Here is a 25,551-nt window from a genome sequence, read left to right on the forward strand (position 1 = left end):
ATCTTATGGATACTAAAAACGATACCCGAAAAATCCCCTGTTACGATAAACTTCAGCAAAGACATCGTGAACTCCTGGAAAACCCTAATAAACCAGTAGTTTCTTCTAACGGGATCTTTACTCGCTATAAAAATCCAATACTTACTGGAGATCACACCCCGCTGGAATGGCGTTATGATTTTGATATAAAAGCAAATCCTTTAGGTTTAGAGCGAATAGGCATAAATTCTACTTTCAATCCCGGAGCGATGAAATGGAAAGGCAATTATGTACTGGCCGTGAGAGTAGAAGGAAATGACAGAAAATCTTTCTTCGCTATTGCCGAAAGTCCAAATGGTGTGGATAATTTTAAATTTTGGGAGAAACCCATTGTGCTTCCTCAAACTGAAATACCAGATACGAATGTTTATGATATGCGCCTTACGCACCATGAAGATGGATGGATCTATGGCGTTTTCTGTACCGAAAGAAAAGACCATAACTCACCTGCTGATACTACTGCTGCAATAGCCAATGCAGGAATAATAAGAACTAAAGACCTTTTAAGCTGGGAACGCCTGCCAGATCTTATTTCGAATTCAGGGCAGCAAAGAAATGTGGTGCTACATCCTGAGTTTGTAAATGAAAAATATGCGCTATACACCCGCCCGCAAGATGGTTTTATTGAAGTTGGAAAAGGTGGTGGAATTGGATTAGGTTATATAAAGGATATGTCCAATCCGGTTTTGGAAGATGAAAAGATCATAAACCATAAGGTTTATCATACCATTTATGAAATGAAAAACGGACTTGGTCCGGCACCTATAAAAACCAGAGAAGGCTGGTTACATTTAGCTCACGGCGTTAGAAATACCGCAGGCGGATTGCGCTACACACTTTACCTATTTATGACCGCCTTAAACGATATTTCTAAAATAACCTTCCAACCTGCCGGTTATTTTATGGCGCCAAATTATGAAGAAACAGTTGGGGATGTCCCTAATGTACTTTTTGGAAATGGATGGATTAAGAATGAAGACGGGACGATTTATATTTATTATGCCTCTTCAGATACACGCTGTCATGTGGCGGTTTCTTCCATAGAAAAACTTCTGGACTATGTTAAGAACTCCCCTCAGGATAAATTTACTTCAGGTGCCTCTGTTGATAATATAATTAAGCAAATAGAAAAGAATAAGTCAAAAAAATAATTCAGACAATGGAAGCCAGGGCCAAGAATTTTAGCGACGAAATTTCTTCAGAATTGAAGAATATTTTGACTTACTGGAAACAATTTAGTATCGATAATATTCATGGCGGCTTTGTTGGAAGGCGGGATCATTATAATCATCTGATCGAAAATACGCCAAAGGGAGCAATTTTAAATACCCGTCTTTTATGGAGCTTTTCTGCTGTTGCCAATTTTGAAGAAGATAAAGAGTCCTTAAAATTAGCTGAGCGCGCTTGGAATTACATTGAAGATAATTTTTGGGATAAAGAATACAACGGTGTTTTTTGGGAACTCGATGCGCAAGGCCAGCCTCAAAACACCAGAAAACAGATTTACGCCCAGGCTTTTGCCATTTATGCCTTAGCTGAATATTACAATCTAGCAAAAACTGAAAAAGCAAAAGATCGTGCTCTTGAGTTATTTGATCTTATTGAAACCAATGCCCGGGATATAGAATTAAATGGATATTTGGAAGCTTTTCAAAGAGATTGGACTACAATTGAAGATATGCGGTTAAGTGAGAAAGATCTGAATTCGGCTAAAACCATGAACACGCATTTGCATATTCTTGAAGCCTATACTCTTTTAATGCAAGTTACGAATAAGCCTGAAGTTAAAGAAGCCCTTGAAAACCTTGTCGTCCTTTTTCTGAATAAATTTTTGGATAATGAAACCGGGCATTACAGGCTTTTTTTTGATGTAAACTGGAATTCACAAAGCGAGTTAATTTCTTACGGTCATGATATTGAAGCTGCCTGGTTACTGGTAGAAGCCGCAAAAACAACAAAGAATAATCTTCTAATTGAAAATGCCAAAAAAGCTAATGTTTTAATAGCTGAGGTCTTTTTGAAAGAAGGGTATCAAATAGATAAAGGAATTTTAAATGAAAAAAATCTAAAAACAGGAGAAGTTGATACCGATAGACACTGGTGGCCACAAGTAGAAGCTATGGTGGGACTAGACTATGCATGGAGAATCTCTGGAAACAAAGAATTTTTAGAGGCAAAATATAACATTTGGAGCTTCACCAAGAAACATCTAATAGATCGAAAAAACGGCGAGTGGTTTTTTAGGATAGACTGCAATAACTCGCCATATGCTAAAGAAGATAAACTTAGCATGTGGAAAGCCCCTTATCACAATTCCCGCGCCTTACTAATGCTTCTAAATCTATAAAAATGAAAAAATAGGATGTTTTTAGTGGTATTTCTGCAAATTACTGTCTTTGTTTTCTCCAATTATTTTTCGACACTTTCAAGAATTTGAGAAAGATTTTTTGGAGGGAGGAATAAATTCTAATACTACTAGGTTTTTCCAATCATTGAATCTTATTTGTGTTTTTGAAACCTTTGAAAAAAATTAAAACCTGGAAATACCGGGTATATGAATTTATTTAATTGCTAATAGTTGTTTTATTATACTTGTTTTAAGCTTCAGCATAATTCATGACTTCCGTTTTCTGAAAAAAGTTTTTTGATTTATCTTAAATACTATTCAGTTAAATCCCACCACCATCAGGACGTTTTATTAAAAAGCAATTTTAGGGAATTTTTAATTAATTCTATTTTTTACAGAATATATTTCAAGGTTTTAATTGATTTTTAGTTAAATCTTTCTTCTAATAAGATTTGATTCCTTTTTCTCAATTAGTTTGTTTTCAAAATCAATATTTATTTAAAATGGAAGAAAACAAAAGAATTGAGGATCTCTTAATTGATATTAAAGGCCTCCTGGGAACTAACAAAAAAGTAATGAACGTGGAAGATCTGGCACAATCACCGGGCTTTCCAAAAGTAAGATCTACAAGCTTACGCATTTCAAGCTTATCCCGATGGGGAACAATCCTAATATTCGTCAGAAATTTTTCGACAAGGAAAAGATCGATGCTGGCTCCTGGGAGAGCCGGACCTGTCAGATGTTTTCCTTGAGGATCAGTTCAATAAGCACTTACTGAAAAACCAGAAATAGGCGCTTGCCTTTTATTCATCCTTTAAAAATGTTATGATGAAACAGTTACCCTATATCCGGGTGGGAACCAGTTACTATAAGATAGTAGCGATGCCCACAATTGCCGGGAACTTCAATGAAGTTTCGATGCTCTATAATATACTTTCAGGAATTGAAAGTTTTAAAGCTTTGGGTTATGGAGAAATTTGAATCCAAACTTTATCAGGTATCCGAACAAAAGAAGAAAACGATCTACGATGCTGTGGAGGAGTATGTATCTGAAAAATATGATATACGGTTTAACGAAATCTCCCACGAGTTTCAGATACTATCAGCAGCAATTTAGCAAATTTTCAAAATAACAAAATTTTCTATGAAACCCACATTAATGATTTTAGTAGTGCTCCTGCTTGGCTGCGTTACTCCAAAAGAAATATTAACAGGATGCGACCATTATTCAGGATGGTGTAATGAAATAAGGGATCTGGCAGTACAATCCTGGAAATATGCGCAACTCTCTAAAAATGTGTATGAACAGGAGTACCAGTTTAAAGTTTCAGACCTGTTTAAAAGAATTGAGAGTTTTGAAAATAAAGCTATTGATTTTAATGCAGCATTATATCAGGATCTGGAAAGTGAAGGTTATGTTCTGGTATTCCGGGGAACCGATTCTACTCTAGATTATAGAAGAGGCAATAATCCATTTAATCAGGAACAAAATAGCTATGCCCTGGAAATTTTTGATGATTTAAGGAAAAAGTATGGGGCTGAAAAACTCACTGTTGCCGGCCATTCCTTGGGAGGAGGAATAGCGACCCATGTTTCTCTTAACCGCGGGAATGTGACTTCATATTCCTTTAATGGAAGCCCTGTCTTTAAGAAAAATGGAGATTTTGAAAATGAAAGGTATAGTATCGTAGAAAATGGGGAAATCCTTAAATTATTCCGCGCACCGGGACGTGAGCCAACCCAGTTATATACTTCAATTGGCTGCTCCCACGGAAATCCTGTAAGTAAGCACGGAATACAAAAATTAGCCACCTGTTTAACTCAAATTGCCGCCATCGAGAGTGAAGAGGTCAGAAAATCATTAGATCTTAATAAACTGGAATTTGAATACCCGAAAAATAACAGCTCATTTATGACAGCTTGTAAACCAACAATTAATTCATAGCTTTTTTAAGTATGAGAAAAAAAATTTTACTTTTTATCTTAACGTTATTACCTGTTACACAAAGTTTTGCTCAGGAGGTGGTTCCTGGTGATATTGTCTCTTTAAAACAATCTATAAAAACTACCGGGAATCCTGAACTTATTTATTCGCAAAATCTGGATACAACCAAATCGGTTAATTATTTAGAGACTTTTATCCAGTTTGAAGTAATTGGCGTCACAGACAATATTGTAAAATTAAGAGCATTGGATTTTAAAGAAGGTACACAAAAAAGTCACTTCTATAATAAAAAAATATATTCCGTCAATCGATCTGAATTTGATAAGAGCTACAAAATCGTAGAACCGGTAGAAAAATTTTCTTTGGGCCTTATTTCACTGCCATTTAAGGTAAGGCCTCAGACGAAGTTTTCTTATTCAACTGAGTTCAATCTCAATGGTGCTTTAAACTATAACATTTACACTTTCTGGAATACTTCTATTAATTATCAAGCAGGCTTAGGCCTGGGCAGTGTTTCTTTAAATACCTCCAATTCCAATGGCGTGTCGCCTGGCCAGGAACAAAACGTGTCTATTTTATCAATATTGAACGGTTTAATGCTCCAGCATAAATGTATCCAGGTAGGTATTTATTTAGGCGTGGACTATATTAATAATCAGGAGGAATATCAATGGAATGGTAATGGAAATCTGTGGTTTGGGATAGGAATAGGCTATGACATATTTACGATAAGCACAAAAAAACCTACAAATTGATCACGCCGCATTACAGAGCCTTGGAAGAACAGGAAATCCGTAGAATTGAAGGCTTCACAGAAATTGAATTTGAACAAAATTTTAAAATAGAGCTTTAATTATGAGTTTCCCTAAGAATAATATTATTGATAACTGGTTAGAAAAGAACGGTGATCCGGAAATAGATAAATTAGTAGAACGTAATCTGGCAATTTCTAATAAGGTTCAGAATATCTTAGATAACCGTAAAATAAAGCAAAAGGAATTTGCAGAAATGTTGGATAAAAAACCGTACGAGGTTTCTAAGTGGTTAACTGGCCTACATAACTTGACCTTAAAAAGTATCACAAAAATGGAAGTTGCTTTAGGTGTAGATCTAATAAGCATTGAACCTTTAACAGAATACAAATATGTGTATTTAGGATCTGTAAAGGGATTATACGCCGCGTTTTTTACCTTATTAGGTATTAGTTTTTCCACGGCTAGAGGAATGTTTTATGATCGCTTGGCTAATACAAACTTTCAGGATGTGATAATTCCATTGATTTCACCAATAAAAATGTTAGATACTAAGAGTAAAGGTGAATAATATAATTTTTGGGGAATACAATCCTCAAAAAACATTATATTTGGGGAATATAATCCCTAAATATGATTGAACGAGCTTTAAAAGAGAAAATAAAAAACCGTTTTGGAACCGGTAAGGCAATTCTTTTAATTGGCCCGAGACAGGTTGGTAAAACTACACTTTTCAATAGATTATTGGAAGGGAAAGAATATCTTTTCTTAAATGGAGATGATCCAACAGTCAGAAAACTTCTTTCTAATCCCAATTTAGAACAACTTAAAAACATAATTGGGAATTATAAAACTGTGTTTATAGATGAAGCTCAGCGTATAGATAATATCGGGCTTACTCTCAAGTTGATTACAGATCAATTGAAATCAGTTCAGCTTTTAGTAAGTGGTTCATCTGCCTTCGAATTAAACAATCAAACTCAGGAGCCTCTTACCGGCCGAAAATGGGAATATCAGTTGTATCCTATTTCCTGGGGAGAATTTGAATCAAACGTGGGCTTTCTTAAAGCTGAGCAACAATTAGAGTTAAGAATAATCTACGGAATGTATCCCGATGTGATGAATAATTTTGGCGAAGAAAAGGATATTCTAAAACAACTTACCGATAGTTATTTATATAAAGATATTCTGAGTTATGGAGGAATCCGTAAACCAGAGGTTTTGGAAAAATTATTGAGGGCTCTTGCCTTTCAAATTGGTAGTGAGGTAAGTTATAACGAATTATCTCAGTTGCTGGGTATCGACAAAAAAACCGTTGCAACTTACATTGATCTTCTTTGCCAGGCATTTGTAATATTTAAACTCCCAAGCTTCAGTAAGGATCTACGAAATGAAATAAAAACCAATCAAAAAATATTCTTTTACGATACCGGAGTTAGAAATATGATAATTGGCGATTTAAGTCCAATGGATGATAGACAGGATAAAGGTAATCTCTGGGAAAATTTTTTAATTGCCGAACGTCTAAAATTTCTGGCTTATAATAATTCTTTGAGTAAAGGATATTTCTGGAGGACCGTTCAACAGCAAGAAATTGATTATGTTGAAGAAGGGGAGGGGAAATTGAAAGGTTTTGAAATTAAATGGAATCCAAAAAATAAGATAAAAATTCCAAAGACTTTTCTGAAAGCTTATGATGCAGAGGTAAAAATCATCAATAAAGATAACTTTAGGGACATTCTAATCTAATAGGATTTATTGCAGCGACCATTTTTCTAATTTTTCTAAAACGGAAGATTTGTAGCTCCTGCTTATAGGAATTGCTTTCCCGTTAACTTCTAAATACTCATTGGTGTAAGACTTTAATGCTGCCAGTGACACGATAAAAGAACGATGTGTTCTAATAAACTTTGATTCCGGAAGCTCTTTTTCAATGTTGCTGATTGTTTCTCTTATAACAATAGGACTTTCGGAAGTATAGATTTTTAAGTAATCACTCAAACTTTCGATATAAGAGATTTCATTAAGGTTAATCCTAATCATTTTGCGGTCTGAGCGTACAAATATAAAATCGTTATGTTCCTTTTTATCTCCATCTATCTTTTGCTCTTCTTTACTAAAATGAATTTTATGAAAAGAACTGACTGCTCTTAAAAGACGTTCAAAAGTAATGGGTTTCAAGAGGTAGTCCACTGCCTGTAAATCGAAGCCATCTATAGCATATTCCCGATATGCAGTAGTAAAGATTATTTTTATATCATTATTGATTGAACGTGCGAAGGACAAACCCGAAATTTCAGGCATGTTTATGTCTAAAAATATCAGGTCCACTTTATGTTCATTAATTAAACTGAATGCTTCCCCCGCACTTCCACAGGTGCCAATTATCTTTACGCTCTTTATTTTAGATAAATGTGCTTCTATGACCTCGCGGGCTACAGGCTCATCATCAACTATTATACAAGATATTTTTTCAGACATGCTGGTGAATTTTACTATGTATTAATGAGAGTTGCGCTTCAAAAGAACTACTGTTTCTATTTACTGAAAGAGTATGATGATCTGGGTATAATAATTCCAATCGTTTTTCCAGATTTGATAATCCTATCCCATTTTCTATGATTGGATTTTCTGTACTTTTAACCGAATTTTCTATGGTAAATTCTATCCTATTCTCATTTATCTTTAGTTGAATACTTATACTCAGTTTCTTATCAACAAACTGTCCGTGTTTGAAACTATTCTCCACGAGTGGAATAAATAACATGGGCGCAATGCTAATATCTTCCATATTTTCCGGAAGATCAAGATCAACTAATAAGTTACTGCCATATCTCATTTTTTCCAATGCCAAATAATCTTTTATGTGTTCTATTTCACTGCTAAGGCTTACCAAGGGCTTATCTGCCTGGTACAATAAATAATCAAGAAGGTTTGAAAGCTTCAGGATCATATCTGGTGTTTCCTCAGACTTTTTTAATGCGTAGCCATAAAGGGTATTAAGTGTATTAAAAAGGAAATGAGGATGAACCTGCAATTTAAGATAGTTCAACTCTTGTTCTTTAAGCTTCAACTGCCCTTCAAGAATCTTATTCTCTAATAACCTATTTTTTGCTATAGCTGCATAATTCTGTTTTAGCAGGGTAAATGAACTCACCAATAATACAACCAGATACACCAGTAACATCATAGATAAAAGACTTCGGCTAAGAGGTGGCATTTCACTGTAGTTCATATTCAAGACAAAAACGAGTCCGTAGAAGATAGAAAGCACAATGGCAAAAGCAGATAAAACCAGCGTATAAAAGCTATAAAGAGTAAAAAGTAGATACCTTTTTTTAAGCAAAAAATTAGGAATGAGATAGTAAATTATAGTGTAGGTAGTGATGATTGTTACAGGTAGAAGAAATACCGAAAAAGAACCGGAAAAAAAGATATTCTCATTGGGAGCACCCAAAAAATAGGAGAAAAACAGGAGCACAAGAATCCAAAAAATGCTGTGCAACAAAATTTTCCTCGAGCAGAAATATGCAAATCGGTTAAGCTTCATAACCAGTACAATATCCAAATTATTTTAGTGAAATTTACTTAATTGCGATGAATAACATCTTTTTAGCTGCTTTTAACTGTTGCAGTTTATTTTAACCGTAATGAGAACAAATTCTGCCAAAAACAGAAAGGAAACAGTTGTCCATCGACTTTTGAATCGATAGCCGTGAAAAGACTGTAGATTTGAATAAGGACAAATTAAAAATTGAATTATGCAAATAGCACTACAAGAAGGAGCGCACAGAGGTATATTAGAAGTTCTTGCCGCAAGGTTTCAGGAAGGGGGATTTTTTATAATGATGCTTATCCTAATAGTTGGAATTATAGGTTTATTTCTTCTGGTGAGAGGAATTTATTTAGTTCGCAATCGAAACCCCAGAATAAACAAAACTATTATCATTATAAACTCTCTGGGACTTTTTGCTTTGGTGCTGGGGGTTTTTGGGCAATTAATTCAACTAATCAATACGCTGGATTATCTCAGCTCTTTTGAAGGAACCACCCCACGGGATTTCGCCGATGGCCTAAAAACAACAATGCTACCGACTTTATTCGGAGCTTTTATTTTTCTGTTTACACGATTGTCTACTATTTTACTCCATTGGATAAAACCCTTTCAGGTAAAAGAGGATAAACCTGTCTTTTCCAAAGAGTCTAATTAATCTTCCAATTTTCAATAAGATATATTATGAAAAAATTAATCTTACCATTACTTCTGGTTTTATCGGGATACCTCTTAAAAGCTCAGGAAAACCCTCCAACTGAAACATTAGACAGCTTATTTGATATCGTTAATTCAGAGGAAAAAGGAATGGGAAGTATTTCCATTTTCTCAAACGGAAAAGAGTTTTATCAGCGATCCATCGGGTATTCCGATGTAGAAAAGAATTTGCAATCAAATGCAACTACAAAGTATCGGATTGGATCCATTACTAAAACCTTTACCGCCGTAGTTATTATGCAGCTTGTTGAAGAAGATAAGCTGAAGATGGATAGTTATTTGAGTGATTTTTTTCCGGATGTGCCCAACTCAGAAAAAATAACATTAGAGCATTTATTGCGACACGAAAGCGGAATATTTAATGTGACAGATGATAAAGATTTCACTACCTGGATGAAAAAACTACAAACCCGGGAAGCGATGCTAAAACGAATAATTAAAAATGGAACCCTATTTGAACCCGGCGATGAAACACGCTATTCAAATTCAAACTATTTATTACTTTCTTATATAGCAGAAATTGTTGAGAAGAAAGATTATGCCGCAATAGTAGAGAATAGAATTATTGATAAGCTTGGGCTAAAAAATACATTTTATGGTGAACAAATTAATGCTGAAGACAATCAGGCCAGATCTTATGTGAAAACCGAAGGTAATTGGAAGGTTACCCCCGAGACAGATATGAGTGTCCCAATGGGAGCTGGAGGCCTTGTTTCTACACCCGAAAATCTTAATATATTTTATTACAATTTATTTGAGGGCGATCTTATGTCAAAAGCTTCGCTGGAAGCTATGAAAACTACAAATGATGGAACGGGACTGGGTTTAATGAAGTTAACCTTTAATGGTTTTGAAGTCTATGGTCACGGCGGTGGGATAGATGGATTCTCATCTATTGCAGTCCACTTTCCAAAAGAAAAAATAACGGCATCATATATCGCTAACGCCTCAGATTATCCCCTTAATAGTATTTTTCTTGAAGCGATAAAAATAACCCTTGGTTTACCATATCAAATCCCCGATTTCGCTCCGCCCACGGCACTTAATCCTGATGTGCTTGATCAATATAAGGGAAACTATGGTAGCGCAGAATTTCCTATTGATGTTGCTATTTTTCATAAAGAAGGTGTATTATACGCCCAGGGAACTGATCAGCCACCTGTTCCATTGGATTTTTCAGGAGAAAATAGTTTTAAGGCCGATCAGCTGATGCTTAAACTTACTTTCATTAATGCAGAAGGAAAGATGATGTTGGAACAGGGTGGGAAGATATATGAGCTTAAAAGGGAGTAGGTTGATCTAGAATGGATTACTAATTTAAGTTGAGTCTTAGTTCTGATGTTTGCATTTATTGCAACAATAATTCACTGGCTTCATCCAGTATGGCAGTATCGAGCTCTTTTAGATAAGCTTTGGTAGTTTTAATATCCTGATGACCTAGAGATTCACTTATTATATCTGTTCCCGCACCTTTTTGTTTTAAGCATTTGGCGAAGCTATGCCTGGCGACATAACTCGTAACCGGTTTATCAATTCCGGCAAGACTGGCTAATTCCTTCAAATCCTTATTAAACTTGCTGAGAGTTTTTCTTTTTCTATCGTTTAATTGAGTGGGGGTGAGGTTTTCCCTAAGGAGTATTGGAAAAATGTACGGTCTTTTATTTTTGCGGTAATAGTTAAGTATGTCTTTTACCGGGGGCATAATTTTTATAATGAAGTTTCCTTTAGTTTTGGATCGCGTGTAATGAATTCTATCCCCGGAAACATTATTCCACTTTAGTCTCATCATATCAGCGAAATTCATTCCCCTGGTATAGAAACTAAAAATAAAATAATTTCTGCTGTTGACTAAATGAGGCTTATCACTCAAAAATCCGGTTCTGGAAGATGAAAAAATCATTAATCGGAAAGCTTACCATACGATTTACGAATTGAAGAATGGTTTGGGTCCAGCACCGATTAAAACCGAAAAAGGTTGGCTACATTTGGCCCACGGAGTAAGAAAGACCGCGGGAGGATTACGCTATACGTTGTATCTTTTTATGACAGATCTTCAACAAATTATAAAGTGATTTACCAACCGACAGGCTATTTTATGGCGCCAAATTACGAAGAAACGGTAGGCGATGTTCCTAATGTGCTTTTTGGAAACGGTTGGATTATTGATGATGACGGAAAAGTGTTTATTTACTACGCTTCCTCAGATACCAGGTCTCATGTAGCCGTTTCTTCGGTAGAGAAGTTACTGGATTACGTTATAAATACGAGGCAGGATAAATATACTTCTGAAGAATCGGTTAAAGCAATTCTTCAGCAGGTTGAAAAGAATAAAATGATCACAGGAAAATAAATGCAGATAGCAACGGTAATGATTCAACGTGACTTAGAAGCTGAACTTCAAAATATTTTATCCTACTGGAAAGAGTATAGTATTGATGAGGTTCAGGGAGGATTTTGGGCAAAAGAGACCACTTTAACAAACTGATTGAAAAAGCAAATAAAGGCATAATTCTTAATACCCGATTGCTATGGAGTTTTGCTGCAGCCTGTAATTTTAATAACGATTCCCGATTAAAAACGCTGGCAGAACGAGCTTATAAATATTTTGAAGCCCATTTTTATGATGAGGTAAATAAAGGATTTTTCTGGCAAGTAGATTATTTAGGAAGTCCTGTAAATACCAGGAAGCAAATTTATGCACAGGCTTTTAGCGTTTATTCTTATGCTGAATATTTTAAATTATCAGGTTATGAACAGGCAAAAGAAAGAGCGATGGAAACTTTTTCCTTCATTGAGAAAAAGGCCCGAGATTTAAAGGAAAATGGATATTTTGAAGCTTTTCAGAAAGACTGGAGTCCCATAGACGATGTACGTCTTAGTGAAAAAGATCAAAATGCTTCTAAAACAATGAACACCCATTTGCATATACTGGAAGCTTACACCACTTTACTGCAAATAACAGGGAATATTAAGGTTAAAGAGGCTTTAGAAAACCTGGTTAAACTATTTCTTTCAAATTTCCTTGATAATGAATCAGGGCACTATGGATTATTCTTCGATGAAAAATGGTCGTTACAAAGCCCAGTCATTTCTTTCGGACACGATATTGAAGCAGCATGGTTACTAATAGAAGCCGCGAAAATGGTCGGCGATTCAACATTGATTGCTCAAACTACCGAAGCCGCAATTTTTGTAGCAGATAAATTCCTGGAGGAGGCCTATGTGGAGAACAAAGGTGTGAGTAATGAAAAGAACCTGGTTACCGGGAAGATCGACTTTGATAGGCACTGGTGGCCACAGGTGGAAGCGATGATGGGTTTACACTATGCTTTTAATATTTCTGGAGATAAAAAATACAAAACGGCAATACTGGATATCTGGAATTTTACCCAGAACAATTTAATAGACAGACAAAATGGTGAGTGGTTTTTTAGAGTAGACCAGTCTAATAGACCTTATACACAAGATAAATTAAGCATGTGGAAGACACCTTACCATAATTGCAGGACCCTAATGAGGCTTATAAAAGAAACACAATGAAAAAACTTGAATAACGAAATAGAATTAATAAATACATTTCTGGAGTTAACTTGAAAAAAGGCCATTTCCGTGGTTGAAACTTATTAAAGACCAAATTAGAGGGTAATGATAAAGATAAATCCGGAGAGCTAAACTATGTTTTGAATGTAAGGAGCTAATTTTTCTTCGATACCGCAACTTTCATCCAGGCTTGGGTGGGGGTTTTTAAGCACTATATTTTAGAAATATACCTGGTAGGTGTAATTACATCCATGTATATTTTCCAAATTAAATAAATTATTAAAAAGTTTTATCTCCTTAAGAAACTAATTAGATTAATAACGTTTCCACTTAATTTTCTCCTAAAAATGTAAAACGAACTTTTTAGGCTAAAGTCATTTCTTCGAATTGGTTGGTAATGATGTTTTTTATGATTTTGGTCTGAATATTCTGGAGACATAATTATTTTAGGGGTAATTTTTATTGTGTCTTTGGGATTTTTTTGTTTTTACGTATTTTTTGGACATACCTATCCCTGTGCATATGTATGATGATATTGATTTTTTGTTTTGGTTATGCGGCTTCGAGTAAACTCGTCATTTCCTCCCAGTCCTCTCTAAAGAAATGATTTTCGTACATCTTAAGCTCTATACTGCGGCCACTTGAAGTTACCTTTGCCGGAACCTCGACAAACCATTCCATAAAGGTACGGTGTTCCTGTTTTTTGAACCTGTCTTTCTTCTGGCGCATCATTAAAGAAATATTATAAGCTAAGACTCCTAATTGCCAGAGGATATCATTTGCCCAGAAGTTATTAGTTAATGTACCTCCGGCCATGGTATGACTTTTCACTTGTTCAATCCAGGTTTCGCTGATCGAACGCAGCTTATATATCTCGTGCAGTTGTGTGGCATCTTTGTCATAGCTACTGATATAACAGGCATATTGGTACAACGGAACAACATCCCGTCCTCCAAGAAACTCCACCTCTATATACTCTTTGACCGTACGTACGGCCTTGAGCTTCCTGGTCTTTTTCCAGCCTTTCGCTTTATAGGAGAACTCACAGATGGCAATATCCTTTTCCATATCTATCATTGTCCATTCTTGCCTTTCCAGCAGTTTTTTGAGATTTTTCAGCTTTACCTTTACCAAATAGTCCCAGTTGTAATCCTCCAACAAGTCAAAGAGATCTCCAGAGAAAAAGCCACTGTCGGCACGGAAGAATACCTTATCGACAGTATTGGGCAGACTGGCTTTGACTTCCTGTAAAAAATCCGTGATACCGTTGGAAGTAAAGGCTGAACCGGTCCTGAACCAACTGTGGTAGAGCATTTTTAATTCGCTTACAAAAATCAAGAGTGGATGATAGCTCCTGGAACCTTTCTTTATAGGATTATATCCTTTGGCGGCCCCTGTCTGATTGCCGCAAACTGTTTTGACGGTCGAATCGGCATCCAAAGTTATGCTGGCCAATTTGCTCTTTTTCAACCAAGCTGCATTTTTGCCAAGTAACAGCTCCTGTAACTTGCGTGCACCACCTTGTCCCATTTTTTTTAAGGTGGCCGATATTGCATTCTGGTTTATACCTTTGTCAAGTTTCAATAAGGTCTTAATCAGTCCATCATTACTGAAGTTGGAGATTTTTTTGATCCGACTGACTCCGCTTATGGAGGCCATTACAATAACTAATAAAATCTGATCTTTACCGAATTTTGTGGCGTTTTGCCAGTGGGTGGGGAAGGAACTACTGAACATTTGCACCAAGCCCTGTTTGTTCATAAATCGGAGGATAGGGTTGAGACCTGCGTATTTAGTAAGACGATTCCCTGAGAATGAATGCTTTACAACTTTCGCTTTTCCGTTTAGTTTATTCTTTGTACTTTTCACCTTCAAAGTGATGTTTGTTTTATTTTATATTTTGTGTTAACAACTTAAATATAAGTAAAATACATCACTTTTTTTTATTTCCATTTTACGATTCTAGGTTTCTTTTAGCTATATTTTATAGCCTGAAGCGTTGGGAAATATGAAGAAATTTATACTTGAATCTGGAAAAGCATTAGCGAGACTAAGATCTGGAATAAATGATTTTATTGAGGATAAAATAGAGGGGAGTTCTACCAACCTCATTCACCAGCGTCAAAACTTAATAAAATAAAATCGGTATTTAGTAGTTTTTTACTAAATTAGATACTTAGGATCTTTTAAGATCAAGCCTTTATAGAAATAATTTCCTGTTCCCAGTTTTTTTAAGGCCCACCCCCTCAAAACCTACACAAATATCCTTTTGCTAGAAAAGATTTAAAAAGTAGTACAATCTTAATTCAATTCTGGTAATTATACCTATCTCATAATTTTGTGAGAAAGTAAACTACTTCAGAGCAAGCTCACGAAGCAATAGGATTGGAAAATACAATTTGATTTCGAGATAAGCCTCGGAGCATTTAATCTCGAATATCGAGTAAATACTGGTGGTCAATGATTCAACCCATACAAATATTAATAGTTGAGGATGAAATGATCATTGCAGCTAATATTTCACTGCAGCTTACCGAAATGGGCTATGAGGTTTCTGGGATTATTCCGAAGGGAGAAGACGCGTTGCGATTTATTAAAAACAATCCCCTGGATATTGCGTTGATAGATATTCAGCTTAAAGGGGAATTAGATGGAATAGAAACCGCACAAAAGATGCAGGATTTGCATCCTAATCTTGCCATTATTTATCTTACCGCAAATGCCGATGAAGCAAATTTCAACCGGGCAAAAGAAACCCACCCCTTTGCTTTTATATCTAAACCCTTTAAGAAATTAGATCTACAGCGAAGTATAGAACTAACCATAAGTCAGTTAAAATGCAATATCGTCACTTCGCCAGGAAATAAGGTTGAAGATGCTACTTTTATTCTCAAAGATTGCCTGTTTGTAAGGCACCAGGATACTATGGTAAAGGTAGATATTAAAGCTATTAAATACATAGTGGCAGAGCGTAATTACTGCCGTATTTTTTCTGCTGAAAAAGAATATTTACTGGTCACAACCCTTAAAGAAATGGATAAAAAACTTCCTCCAAAACATTTCCTAAGAATCCATAGGTCCTATATTATTAACCTTTCCAGAATAGATGAAATAGCAGGCACTCACGTCGTTATTTCTAAAAAAGCTATTCCTATGACCAAAGATAAACGCCCAGAACTTTTAAAAAGACTGCAGACCATTTAGACCTTTGATCAAAAATAAGGGTGTTTAGGACAGTTTTTTAGCATTCTTGTCCTAACTTGCTTTATTTCAGTTTTTTACGATGGTATATTGTTCTTGTAATTAATTTAAAAACAAGAAATTATGGAGACCGTAAAATTTATTGCCCTTTTTGTAGCAATTGTATTATTGAACACCAATGAATTATTGGCACAAAATGGAAGCACTACTCAGGCATTCTGGATACACGAAGATCAGGTAAAACCTGCTATGCTAAAAGAATATGAAGCCGTTACCAAAGATTTTATTAAAGCCTGCAAGGAACACAATCTTAAAGATGCAGACTGGACTACAGCGCGTATTGACGGAGGAACCTATTTAACTATTGCTCCCATAAATAGTATGGCCGATTTTGACAAAAATCCTATGGCGCCTTTAGCCGAAAAGATGGGAGAAGAAAACTTCAGGGCTATATTTAGTCGATTTGATAAATGCTACGATACCCACCGCAATTATATGGTGCATTTAATAAACGATATGTCTTATATGCCCAACGGCCTTACCACAAATACCGAGGGAGAAGATTACCGGAAATGGCATTTCTTTCACGTGACACCACAAAATGTTACGAACCTTAGAAACAAGATGAAGGAGATTAAATCCCTTTATGAAACAAAAGGTGCTACACAACATTTCAGAATTTATCGCAATGGTTTTGGAAGTACTGGAGATTATTACCTAGTGGTGATTTCAGCAAAAGATGCGCAATCCTATGCTAAAACTTCTGAAGAAACAGATAAACTGCTTGGAGAAGAGGGTGAGAAATTATTTGATGATCTTATGCAATATGTTCATAAATATGAATCTAAAACAGGCAGTATGCGTCCAGATCTAGCTTATAATTCCAATTAATTAAATAAACAGCTATGAAAGTCTTACACCTCTATTTCATCTCATTACTTATTGGTTTGTTTACTTCAAACTACTTGCAGGGGCAGGAGAATATTGACCAGGATTTGGTAAAAAAGCTATATGAAATCTTGCAAAATAAGAATGCTACGGCAAATGAAATTGCCGCACTAACGAACAGTATAGATTGGGATGAAATAGAAAGTGTAAAGAATAGCAATTACAATATTACGCTTAGCGGAATTATAAAAAATGAATGGCAAAGCATTCTATTTAAGGATCTCAATTTTCAGGTATCTGGTAAAAATAAGGTTTTGGTAACCGGAATAGTGAAGGGTCGCAAAGCATCAGAATGTGAATACATCTATACAATATTTAAACATTCCTGGTCTTTAAAGCAAGGTAAAATAATAGGTTTCCTAGAATAATTAAAAATATAAAGTCATGAAAGAGTTAATGTCATTAGGAGTTGCAATAGTCATATTTATAGCTTGTAGCCAACAACGAACACGCTACACCCAGCAATCACCAGAAATAGAAACTTACAAACAAGTACTGGAAGATTATGAAGATAGGGATTGGGAAGCTATGCTAGCACATTATAGTGATACCGCTAAAATAATGAACAATGTAACAGAAGAAAACGGGAAAAACCTAACGCAATTCTTAGCGGAAAACAAGAAAGATGCCTCTCAATTTACTAGCTGGAATTTTGTAGACGATGCCTCAGAATATGAAATGATTGTAAACGATGAAGGCGAAACCTGGGTGAACTTTTGGGGCCTTTGGGAGGGCACTTATAAAGCAAATAATAAAGTGTATCAAATTCCCACTCATATTACTGCCCGGTTTGTTAACGGGAAAATTGTAAGAGAATTTGGTTATTGGGATGTTTCAAAAATAGTAAAGGATATCCAGCAGGCAGATGAATTAAGTTCTTCAGAAGAAAGAACCGGGAATTAACTGTTAATACAGTTACGACTTACTTAAATGCTATGATGATGAAAACGGTAGGAATTATAGGCGGTTCGGGCTTTATTGGAAGCTACATAACCAGGAAATTTTTGGAAGAAGGCTACGAGGTAAAAGTTTCGGTAACCAATATCCATAAGAGCGAAAAATATCAGCATCTTTTTGATCTTCAAAATTCAGAAAACCTCAACATCAGGGCTTTTAAGTTGGAAGACCTGGATCAATTAAAAGATTTTATAAAAGATTGCGAGATCGTAATTCACAGTGGCACTCCCTTTCAACTGGATGTAAAAGACCCGCAAGCTGAACTTTATGATCCTACTATAAAAGGAACCCAAAATTTTCTCCAGGCAATAAGCGAGGTTTCGAATATTGAAAAAGTAGTTTTTATTGCATCTGTTGCAGCCTGGAATACCAATTTCCCAATGCCGGCAGGTGGCAAAAGCTTTTCTGATACTTTTGATGAAAAAGAAGACAGGTACACCAGTGAAGATAGCCATCCATACTCTCAAGCCAAATTTATTGCTAACCAGGTCGTTGAGAAATTCATCGCAGATAACCCGGACCTTCCATTTGAAATTTGTTCTGTTTCCCCCGTAATGGTGATGGGCAAATCTTTGTCTAATAGAGAAGACTCCACCTCTACTGGCCTGCAATTTCTTATAAAGAACAAATTAGCGCCAGATGATTTTATTCAAAGACTCTACGATAATAATGTTCCTTTTGCCGTGGTAGATGTTGAAGACGTGGCTAATGCCACATACCAGGCAGCCACGAAAAAGGGCTTACACTGCAAAGATTACCTTTTAACGAGTGAAACATATAAAGTGTGGGATATTCATCAAATGTTGAATCATAAAGAACCCAAGGAAAAAGCACAAATTGTCTATAAAAACGATCTCGCAAAAACAGATTTAGGAATTCAGTTCAGGCCCGTAAGAGAAACCCTAAGAAGTTATTCTAAATGAGAAATTACCGAATTTAAAACATATTAATCATGAAAACACTTAAAAACCAGACTATTTTCCTGGCCGTATTTTTAGTGACCATTGCCACTTTTGGACAGGAATACGAGGAAAGTCAAAAAATAGATTATAAAACAGGTAATCCGGCTAATTGGCCAGCTGAACTGGATGCTGTGATAGCTGCACCAAATAATCATAAAATATTATTAGAGAATGACCAGGTAAGGGTACTTGAAGTTTATTTGGCTCCGGAAGAAAAAGAACCGCTTCACCATCACAAATGGCCAAGCGTTTTATATATCCAGGAAGCCGCCGACTTTATTGACTATGATAGTAATGATAAGGTTATTTTTAATACTCAAAAACTTCCGGAACCATTAAGCTTTCCGCTCACCATGGCCAAAGAACCGGAGGCACCGCATTCTGTCGTAAATCTTAGCAAGACAAAGCCCATACGTCTCATTCGGGTGGAGATGAAACCTGAAAGTACAAATCAAAACATAGGGATTATTGATGGCCTTTATAAATCTTTTGGCGAGGGTGATATTCCTTCTGTTCTGGAAGCAATAGACGAAGAAATTATATGGAACGAAGCCGAAGGTAATGCTTATGCCGGTGGCAACCCATATATAGGTCCGGAGGCCGTTTTAAAAGGTGTTTTTGAGAGGGTTGGAGCAGAACACGAATATTTTAAACTTGAAGACATCGAGCTACATGAAATGAGCAACAATCAGGTATTGGCTACCTTGCGATATAATGCTAAAGTTAAAGAAACGGGAAAAACTTATAATGCACAAGTTGCTCACCTTTGGACTTTAAAAGATGGAAAAGTTAGTGCCTTTCAGCAATATGTAGATACCAAAAAAATAAATGATGCTATGGGTAATTAAAAAACCTTGTTCTATCTCAAATCAAGGAAACCTGTGAGATTTAAAATTGAATAAATATTGAGTGCCAGAGGTATAAATTACCTGCATCGTCCCATCTAATTGTCGGGTAAGCAAATCGATGAGTGTTTTTCCGAATCCGGTTCCTTTAACGGGTTCACCTTCGGTTTGCCCAATACCATTATCTTTTACTAGCAGCTGCAACTCGTTAGCCGATTTTTTATCTAAATCTATAGTTATCTCCCCCGCTTGCTTATTCGGAAAAGCATATTTGAGGCTGTTTGTTAATAGTTCGTTTACTATTAATCCCAAAGGTACCGCAGTGTCTACATCTAGATGCAATTCAGGCATTTTATAGTTAATCTTAATGCGTTCTTCTTCCCCAAAAGAATCCAGGATATGATTGCCAAGATTTAAGAAATAATCTTTCATTTCAATAGAAGAAAGATGATCATTCTGGTATAAACGCTGATGAATTATACTCATAGAATATACCCTGTTCTGGCTCTCCTTCATCGCACTCACAACATTAGGATCTTTAATTTGTGCTGTTTGTAAAGCCAAAAGGCTGGAAACCACTTCAAGATTATTTTTTACCCGGTGATGAATTTCTTTTAATAAGAATTCTTTCTCCTTATTCTGTTTTCTTAATAGTTTATTTTTCTTTCGATTATTGCTAAAACTAACAAATAGCACCAATAAAATTAGGAACAATAAGCCGGCAATAAGACTAATAAGATTTTGACTCGTTTGCTGTTGTAATAACCTTGTTTCCTGAAGTTGAATAGTATTTTCCTTTTGAGCCACATTAAATTCGGTTTCAAGCTGAGAGATACGTTGATCTGCTTCTGCGGTGAATACAATTTTATTAAGGGAATCATATTCAGAAAATGCTTTATACGCTTCCTGATACTGTGCATTTTTCGCATAAGCTTCACCAAGACTGTTATAAGCTTTGCTTAAGAAGAAACCATCTCCAAAGCTTGGCGTAGCCACCTCGATAGATTTTTTGATATTAGTTATTGCGGCAGGATAATTTTTGTTCTGAATTTGTAACTCTCCAACCGAAAGGTAAGAACGCATTAGCATAAACGCATTATCTAGAAGATAGGCATACTTTATGGCATTTTTACCGGCTTCTTCAGCGCTTTCAAATTCATTCAAAAATGCATAAAGATCTACAAGAGAAATGTAAACATCGCTTAGATTATTATAAAAACCATAACGTTCACCAATTTCAATAGAACGTGTATAGTACTCCATTGCTTTGTTGTATTGTTTAAGTTTTAAATAATTATTTCCAACCACGTAAAGTGTAAAATCATAATCAAGATCTACTACGTTTCTTTCTTCAAAAAAGGAAAGTGATTTCAGGCCATACTCCAAACCTTCCTCATATTTTTCCTGCTTCCAAAACAAGTTGCTTAAATCGCTGTAAGCAATTCCAATTGCTTTATTATTATTTAATTTTTCTCCCAGGCGCAAAGTTTCGAGGGCAAAATCGGCAGCTCTTCCTAATTGTCCACGGCGTTCGTAAACATAGCCTAATTGTGTATTAAGAAATGAAAGGTCGCTTTCTGTTACTTTGGCTTCAGCTTCTTTGAGGACTGCCTCTGCTTCATCTAGTTTTTCCTGGCGCAATAGAATTGCAGCCTGGGTAATTTGGAATCTACCATTCCAAAGCGAATTATTTTTTTCTAAAGAAAGTGCCAATCCTTTTTCGGTAAACTCCAGGGCAGTGCTGAGGTTCCTGGTATGCCAGTAATAAGCCAGATCGTTTAAAACTTCAAACTTAAGAGTATCTGACTCAATTTTCTCCAAAGATTCTTCTAGCTCTTTCAAGTAAGAAAGGCCAAAATCATCGGTTTCTACAAAAATCTTTTTGTATGGATCAGGTTTACTAAAATCGAAGATTTGCCCATAAATTGATGGACTAAAAAGCACTAAAAAGGAAAGCGCTAAAAATAATTTTTTCTCCAGAATCAAGGATCGTAATATTGAGATATCCTTATAAATATAAGACTAAATAACTGTTTGTGAGAACTTTATTGATATAAAATTAAATGGTGTAAAACTGTTTTCAACTTAATACCGGGGAAATTATTCCGGTAGTAAGACATTTGGCAACAAGTTCAGTAGTATTTCTGCAACCGCTTTTTTGTAGTACGTTTCTTCTATGCGTCTTAATGGTGTGAGGAGAGAGGTTCATTTCTGTGGCTATTTGTTCAGCATTTAATCCTCGGGATAATTTACAAACAATAGTTTTTTCTTTTTCGGTGAGAAATTCTGAAAAATTGGCATCTGCACTTTCGCCGGGTTCAAATGTACCTTTAGAAATATCTATATTATAATAAGATTTTCCGCCGTTTATATGAATAAATGAAACTGTATTGGTACTGGTCACTTTAAGGTGAGAAACATCGGTTTGAATGCACAATACATGTTCTGGGGTTCCATTTTCTAACACACTTAATGGGAATGCTTGGTACAACATAGTTCGTGTTTGTTCGCCGGCATTTTTCATTCTATAAGAAAACATATTTTTATAGTTTAATACATCTTCTTTATCAAGAAATTCGGTATAAAAATTATTGATGACTTTGCTCTTAAGACTTATAATTTCAATTTCTTCGGGGATAACGGTTTGTAATAAATCCTGTAGCGTAATATCTCCGGCCTTTTTATTTACAAAACGTTCTACCGAATTAGAAACATATTCCAATCCAAAATTATGAAGGTTTACAATATATAAATAGGAGTCTCCCGGGGCGAAAATAGTGGCAAATCTTTTAAATTCTTCAGAGATTTCAAACGGCCGATACTCTTTTACCTGGCGGGAATACATTTCCTGCCAGTAAGCGGAGATTTTTTCGAAATCCTTTTGCATAAAGTGTGATTGTTTAATCACATTAAATATAGGAATTTTCCTTATTTACCTTAGTCTTTTCAAGTTTTGTGGTAGAAAATTATATAAATGAAAAAACCTCCAGGGAAATCCTGAAGGTTTTTGCGTCAAATACTTTTTAATGGTATTAGAAATTAGATACTCATAAATGTTAATCCCCAAATCAAACATTTAAGAAGTTAGCCCTACCAAATCTTCTTTGAACTAATCTGCTATTACAATTAGTAATTTGACAAGGCTAAGATAGAGACAGAAAATAATTTATAAAATACCACTTTAAAGGTAATTTATTAGGTAATGAGATTTGAATATTCTAAGCTTTTTACAGTGAGATTTTCCAATTATTCGTTTAATAATTTATCGGCTGCCAATACTAAAAAAAGGTAATCTGTAGTACCACCGCCTAAAACATATTCGGTTTGTTGCCAAAGAAAAGGCCATTCCAGCAATTCAGGAAAATCGGGTCGAATTAATGCCGTTCCCGAGCCAATTCCGCCGGGAGTAAAAGAGAAATCGCCCCGGTTCATTCCATAAGCCTGGGTTAAGGAGCGAGAACCCACTCCCGAAGCAAAAGAAGATGTATTTACACCCGGATGTGTTCCTAAAACAAAATTGAGCGCGTTTAGCATATATTTCTTCGGAAAGATTTCAGGAAAAGCGGTATGTAAAAAATACTGTTTCATCCCAAAATTCTGAATTCCCCATCCTGCACCCCAAATATCGGGTTCATAAGGCATTCCGTAGGGAGTTTGCGCTCCTAATTTTTCTACTTCCACGTAATAATCTTCTACAGAAGCTTTTATTTTATTTCTGAAATTTTCATCTTGAATTTCATCAAAAACGGGTGCGAGAACCCAGCCGGTTTGCGCAATATTTTCAGCAAAAATTTCAGCATTTTCTTTTATAAAATTTTCATATTTCGCGTCAGAAGTACTTCTGAAGAGTTCTACACCTAAGCTGAGTTTGTGCACGGGATTATCTGTAGAGGTAGTTTCCCAGGTTTTTTTAGCAATTTCCAGGGCATCTTCAGCCAGGTCTGGATTAAAATCTTTTAGAGACCTGTAGGTGGCAGCCAGGGCCGCTGCACTTTGTAATTCCCTACGCGGATTTTCTTCGGTAAACACCCAGCGATCATCTGGCGCGCCTTCCTGGCCTAACGGAATTTCTTTTGAAGTACTGGTTTCTTTATAAATCTCGCCATCAGAATGGTTTACCGGGTCGCCCAACAAAACATATTGGTCTAAAGTAGGCACAATCACCCCACGATAAAACCGACCCAAAGATTTATAGCCATTTACAATATGTATGGTGCCGTGTTCTATTTGCTGAAGAAAATCGGGCTTTCCATCGGGTTGCAAAATATCTACGGTTTTTGTTTCCTGGTTTATGGTGGTATTATCATAATCTTCCTGAAAAATCTCATAAATATGCGAAAGTCCGTGGATGGTAGAAGCCTGGGATTCTATTCTAAGATCGTAATCTCCGGCATCGTGCCAACCACCGGCATCTAGCCCCGGTACGTGTTCGCCAGGTTCAAAATTGGTAAGGGTTTCAGGGCCTTGCAGGTAACCATCAAAATGATTGGTATCTACAGGCGCCATTCTTGCATCGTCTAAATGACAACGGCCATGCCATATTTTATATCTATCGTTTACCAACATATGGCACATTTGCACCGGTAAAAAATATTCTAAAGTGGGTTGCCAAACCTCACGTTTATAAACATCTTTGCTAATTTGAAAAGCTTCAGTAGTATAATCGCCGTATTTTACAACATACATTCCGGGTTCTTCGATTTTGGTAAAATCCAGCTGATAATATTTATACCTGAGGAATTCCCCCCAATTTGAAGGATTTTCTGAAAGAACCTCGGTAAAACCACCTTCATTATTTATCCGTAATAATTTCGCCTCTTTCAGGTTAGTATCATTTTTATCGGTTTCTATCACGGCAATTTTTTCCTGGGCGGGATGATAACCAACCTGGGAAATTTGAACTACGGGATCGTATGTATAATCTTCCAAGGTGTTTGGAGTAATAAGCCATTCAATAGCATTTTTGGTGGCTCCTGAAGGAACTAGTGACCTAACCACAAACCAGCCATTACTATGCTGTGCACGGCCATCTATTAACTCTAAATTATTTTCTTTTAAGTTTTCAATTTTTAAAGTTTGCCTGGGCGTACCGGGGGCAATCACTAATTCTTTTCCCGTAGCCATAGGCTTTATTTGATATTCATCGTCATCATCATAAGATCCCGGGCCATTTGCCTGGCGGTTAAAAAGACCAAATTCGTTATCCATATAATATGATTTGCCAAAAAGGTAGCCGGGGAAGAATTCGATATTCATTCCCACTTTTCCAATCCATTCTTCAGGCAAAGCTTCATCCAGGTCTACTACGATTTTAAAAGATTTTCCCTGCGGAATTATTTTCAGGTTATAAGAAAATTCCAAATCGGGATATTCAATAGGATTAAAGCCTGTTCGGTTTTTGGCTTCATCGGGATAAGCCATTTTCACACTAATATTATTATTTTCCCTATTTACAACCCGTTCCCCAACTTTTGGTACCGGTTGCCATTGCCCTGGGGTAGGCTCCAGGCGTAAATCTCCGTTGGTGGCAACTCTAATTCCATTTTGAATAATTCCTACACCGCCCTGATGACTTTCCGGATAAAAATCGTGCGCAAGCATGACGTTGAGACCGCGCATTTCAAGATATTCCTGCTCATTAATTTTTAAACTGTCTCCCTGGTTTTGGGCAAAAATTGTTGTTATTGAAAAACAAATTAGAAAGGAAAGTAATAGTGATTTCATATTGTTGAAGTTTGGCTATAA

General features: G+C 36.0%; 26 protein-coding genes. 19 read left to right on the forward strand and 7 right to left on the reverse strand.

The features are described from left to right. Nucleotides 1-5 precede the first annotated feature (5 nt). From AO058_RS04400 to AO058_RS04430, 7 genes are all read left to right on the forward strand, one after another. Nucleotides 6-1,190, forward strand: a complete 1,185-nt coding sequence (locus AO058_RS04400; RefSeq protein WP_075325418.1) for a glycoside hydrolase family 130 protein — start codon at nt 6-8, stop codon at nt 1,188-1,190. Nucleotides 1,191-1,198: 8 nt separating this feature from the next. After that, nucleotides 1,199-2,386, forward strand: coding sequence for an AGE family epimerase/isomerase (locus tag AO058_RS04405; RefSeq protein WP_075325419.1), 1,188 nt, complete (start codon nt 1,199-1,201; stop codon nt 2,384-2,386). 825 nt (nt 2,387-3,211) lie between these two features. Then, nucleotides 3,212-3,367, forward strand: a complete 156-nt coding sequence (locus tag AO058_RS18320) for a hypothetical protein (protein WP_156858129.1) — start codon at nt 3,212-3,214, stop codon at nt 3,365-3,367. 163 nt (nt 3,368-3,530) lie between these two features. After that, nucleotides 3,531-4,331, forward strand: coding sequence for an Mbeg1-like protein (locus AO058_RS04415; protein WP_075325421.1), 801 nt, complete (start codon nt 3,531-3,533; stop codon nt 4,329-4,331). 11 nt (nt 4,332-4,342) lie between these two features. Next, nucleotides 4,343-5,086, forward strand: a complete 744-nt coding sequence (locus AO058_RS04420; protein WP_075325422.1) for a hypothetical protein — start codon at nt 4,343-4,345, stop codon at nt 5,084-5,086. Nucleotides 5,087-5,186: 100 nt separating this feature from the next. Then, nucleotides 5,187-5,654: a helix-turn-helix domain-containing protein gene (locus tag AO058_RS04425; protein ID WP_075325423.1), complete on the forward strand. Its 468-nt coding sequence runs from the start codon at nt 5,187-5,189 to the stop codon at nt 5,652-5,654. 62 nt (nt 5,655-5,716) lie between these two features. Further along, nucleotides 5,717-6,832 carry an ATP-binding protein gene (locus AO058_RS04430; protein ID WP_075325424.1) on the forward strand — a complete coding sequence of 372 codons (1,116 nt, stop codon included), beginning with the start codon at nt 5,717-5,719 and terminating at the stop codon, nt 6,830-6,832. Between the two features lie 6 nt (nt 6,833-6,838). Here the strand turns inward: AO058_RS04430 and AO058_RS04435 are convergent, their stop codons facing one another. Beyond that, nucleotides 6,839-7,564 (reverse strand): LytR/AlgR family response regulator transcription factor, encoded by a 726-nt coding sequence (locus tag AO058_RS04435; RefSeq protein ID WP_075325425.1) that lies wholly within the window; start codon nt 7,562-7,564, stop codon nt 6,839-6,841. Continuing rightward, nucleotides 7,557-8,429 carry a sensor histidine kinase gene (locus tag AO058_RS04440; protein ID WP_232228890.1) on the reverse strand — a complete coding sequence of 291 codons (873 nt, stop codon included), beginning with the start codon at nt 8,427-8,429 and terminating at the stop codon, nt 7,557-7,559. Before AO058_RS04440 ends, AO058_RS04435 begins: the two co-directional genes overlap by 8 nt. A 415-nt stretch (nt 8,430-8,844) precedes the next feature. Between AO058_RS04440 and AO058_RS04445 the strand changes: the two genes are divergently transcribed. Beyond that, nucleotides 8,845-9,294, forward strand: a complete 450-nt coding sequence (locus AO058_RS04445) for a MotA/TolQ/ExbB proton channel family protein (protein ID WP_075325427.1) — start codon at nt 8,845-8,847, stop codon at nt 9,292-9,294. Nucleotides 9,295-9,320: 26 nt separating this feature from the next. Beyond that, entirely contained in the window at nt 9,321-10,646 is a 1,326-nt protein-coding gene (locus AO058_RS04450; protein ID WP_083634131.1) for a serine hydrolase domain-containing protein, read from the forward strand. Nucleotides 10,647-10,701: 55 nt separating this feature from the next. Here the strand turns inward: AO058_RS04450 and AO058_RS04455 are convergent, their stop codons facing one another. Next, nucleotides 10,702-11,142: a tyrosine-type recombinase/integrase gene (locus tag AO058_RS04455; RefSeq protein WP_177195688.1), complete on the reverse strand. Its 441-nt coding sequence runs from the start codon at nt 11,140-11,142 to the stop codon at nt 10,702-10,704. A 186-nt stretch (nt 11,143-11,328) separates the two neighbouring features. Here AO058_RS04455 and AO058_RS04460 point away from each other — a divergent pair, with 186 nt between their 5' ends. Genes AO058_RS04460 through AO058_RS04465 form a run of 3 tightly spaced genes read left to right on the forward strand, consistent with a single transcriptional unit; the run spans nt 11,329 to nt 12,893 of the window. Next, on the forward strand, nt 11,329-11,703 hold the full coding sequence (locus tag AO058_RS04460) for a hypothetical protein (protein ID WP_317040661.1): 375 nt from the start codon (nt 11,329-11,331) through the stop codon (nt 11,701-11,703). After that, a complete protein-coding gene (locus AO058_RS18830; RefSeq protein WP_257787185.1) occupies nt 11,704-11,838 on the forward strand; it encodes a hypothetical protein in 135 nt (44 codons plus the stop codon). It begins immediately after the preceding gene. A gap of 38 nt (nt 11,839-11,876) precedes the next feature. After that, nucleotides 11,877-12,893 (forward strand): AGE family epimerase/isomerase, encoded by a 1,017-nt coding sequence (locus AO058_RS04465; protein ID WP_232228891.1) that lies wholly within the window; start codon nt 11,877-11,879, stop codon nt 12,891-12,893. 552 nt (nt 12,894-13,445) lie between these two features. Here AO058_RS04465 and AO058_RS04470 read toward each other — a convergent pair. Then, nucleotides 13,446-14,762: an IS1380 family transposase gene (locus AO058_RS04470; protein ID WP_075325430.1), complete on the reverse strand. Its 1,317-nt coding sequence runs from the start codon at nt 14,760-14,762 to the stop codon at nt 13,446-13,448. Nucleotides 14,763-14,901: 139 nt separating this feature from the next. Here AO058_RS04470 and AO058_RS18835 point away from each other — a divergent pair, with 139 nt between their 5' ends. The 7 genes from AO058_RS18835 (at nt 14,902) to AO058_RS18625 (ending at nt 19,809) form a co-directional block, all read left to right on the forward strand. Then, a complete protein-coding gene (locus tag AO058_RS18835) occupies nt 14,902-15,033 on the forward strand; it encodes a hypothetical protein (RefSeq protein WP_257787186.1) in 132 nt (43 codons plus the stop codon). A 320-nt stretch (nt 15,034-15,353) separates the two neighbouring features. After that, nucleotides 15,354-16,097: a LytR/AlgR family response regulator transcription factor gene (locus AO058_RS04475; RefSeq protein ID WP_075325431.1), complete on the forward strand. Its 744-nt coding sequence runs from the start codon at nt 15,354-15,356 to the stop codon at nt 16,095-16,097. Nucleotides 16,098-16,217: 120 nt separating this feature from the next. After that, nucleotides 16,218-16,985 carry a hypothetical protein gene (locus AO058_RS04480; RefSeq protein ID WP_075325432.1) on the forward strand — a complete coding sequence of 256 codons (768 nt, stop codon included), beginning with the start codon at nt 16,218-16,220 and terminating at the stop codon, nt 16,983-16,985. Between the two features lie 14 nt (nt 16,986-16,999). Next, a complete protein-coding gene (locus tag AO058_RS04485) occupies nt 17,000-17,410 on the forward strand; it encodes a hypothetical protein (RefSeq protein ID WP_143083642.1) in 411 nt (136 codons plus the stop codon). Nucleotides 17,411-17,426: 16 nt separating this feature from the next. Further along, on the forward strand, nt 17,427-17,945 hold the full coding sequence (locus tag AO058_RS04490) for a nuclear transport factor 2 family protein (RefSeq protein ID WP_075325434.1): 519 nt from the start codon (nt 17,427-17,429) through the stop codon (nt 17,943-17,945). A 32-nt stretch (nt 17,946-17,977) separates the two neighbouring features. After that, nucleotides 17,978-18,922 (forward strand): NAD-dependent epimerase/dehydratase family protein, encoded by a 945-nt coding sequence (locus tag AO058_RS04495; RefSeq protein WP_317040660.1) that lies wholly within the window; start codon nt 17,978-17,980, stop codon nt 18,920-18,922. A 29-nt stretch (nt 18,923-18,951) separates the two neighbouring features. Further along, entirely contained in the window at nt 18,952-19,809 is an 858-nt protein-coding gene (locus AO058_RS18625; RefSeq protein WP_232228892.1) for a nuclear transport factor 2 family protein, read from the forward strand. A 21-nt stretch (nt 19,810-19,830) separates the two neighbouring features. On the opposite strand, the gene AO058_RS04505 is transcribed toward AO058_RS18625, so the two are convergent. From AO058_RS04505 to AO058_RS04515, 3 genes are all read right to left on the reverse strand, one after another. Next, nucleotides 19,831-21,792 (reverse strand): tetratricopeptide repeat-containing sensor histidine kinase, encoded by a 1,962-nt coding sequence (locus AO058_RS04505; RefSeq protein WP_075325436.1) that lies wholly within the window; start codon nt 21,790-21,792, stop codon nt 19,831-19,833. Nucleotides 21,793-21,886: 94 nt separating this feature from the next. Beyond that, nucleotides 21,887-22,693 carry a response regulator transcription factor gene (locus AO058_RS04510; protein WP_075325437.1) on the reverse strand — a complete coding sequence of 269 codons (807 nt, stop codon included), beginning with the start codon at nt 22,691-22,693 and terminating at the stop codon, nt 21,887-21,889. A gap of 359 nt (nt 22,694-23,052) precedes the next feature. After that, complete coding sequence (locus AO058_RS04515; protein ID WP_075325438.1) at nt 23,053-25,530, reverse strand: glycoside hydrolase family 9 protein; 2,478 nt, start codon at nt 25,528-25,530, stop codon at nt 23,053-23,055. Nucleotides 25,531-25,551: the final 21 nt, after the last annotated feature.

Source organism: Salegentibacter sp. T436, from assembly GCF_001932675.1.
GTDB lineage: Bacteria > Bacteroidota > Bacteroidia > Flavobacteriales > Flavobacteriaceae > Salegentibacter > Salegentibacter agarivorans.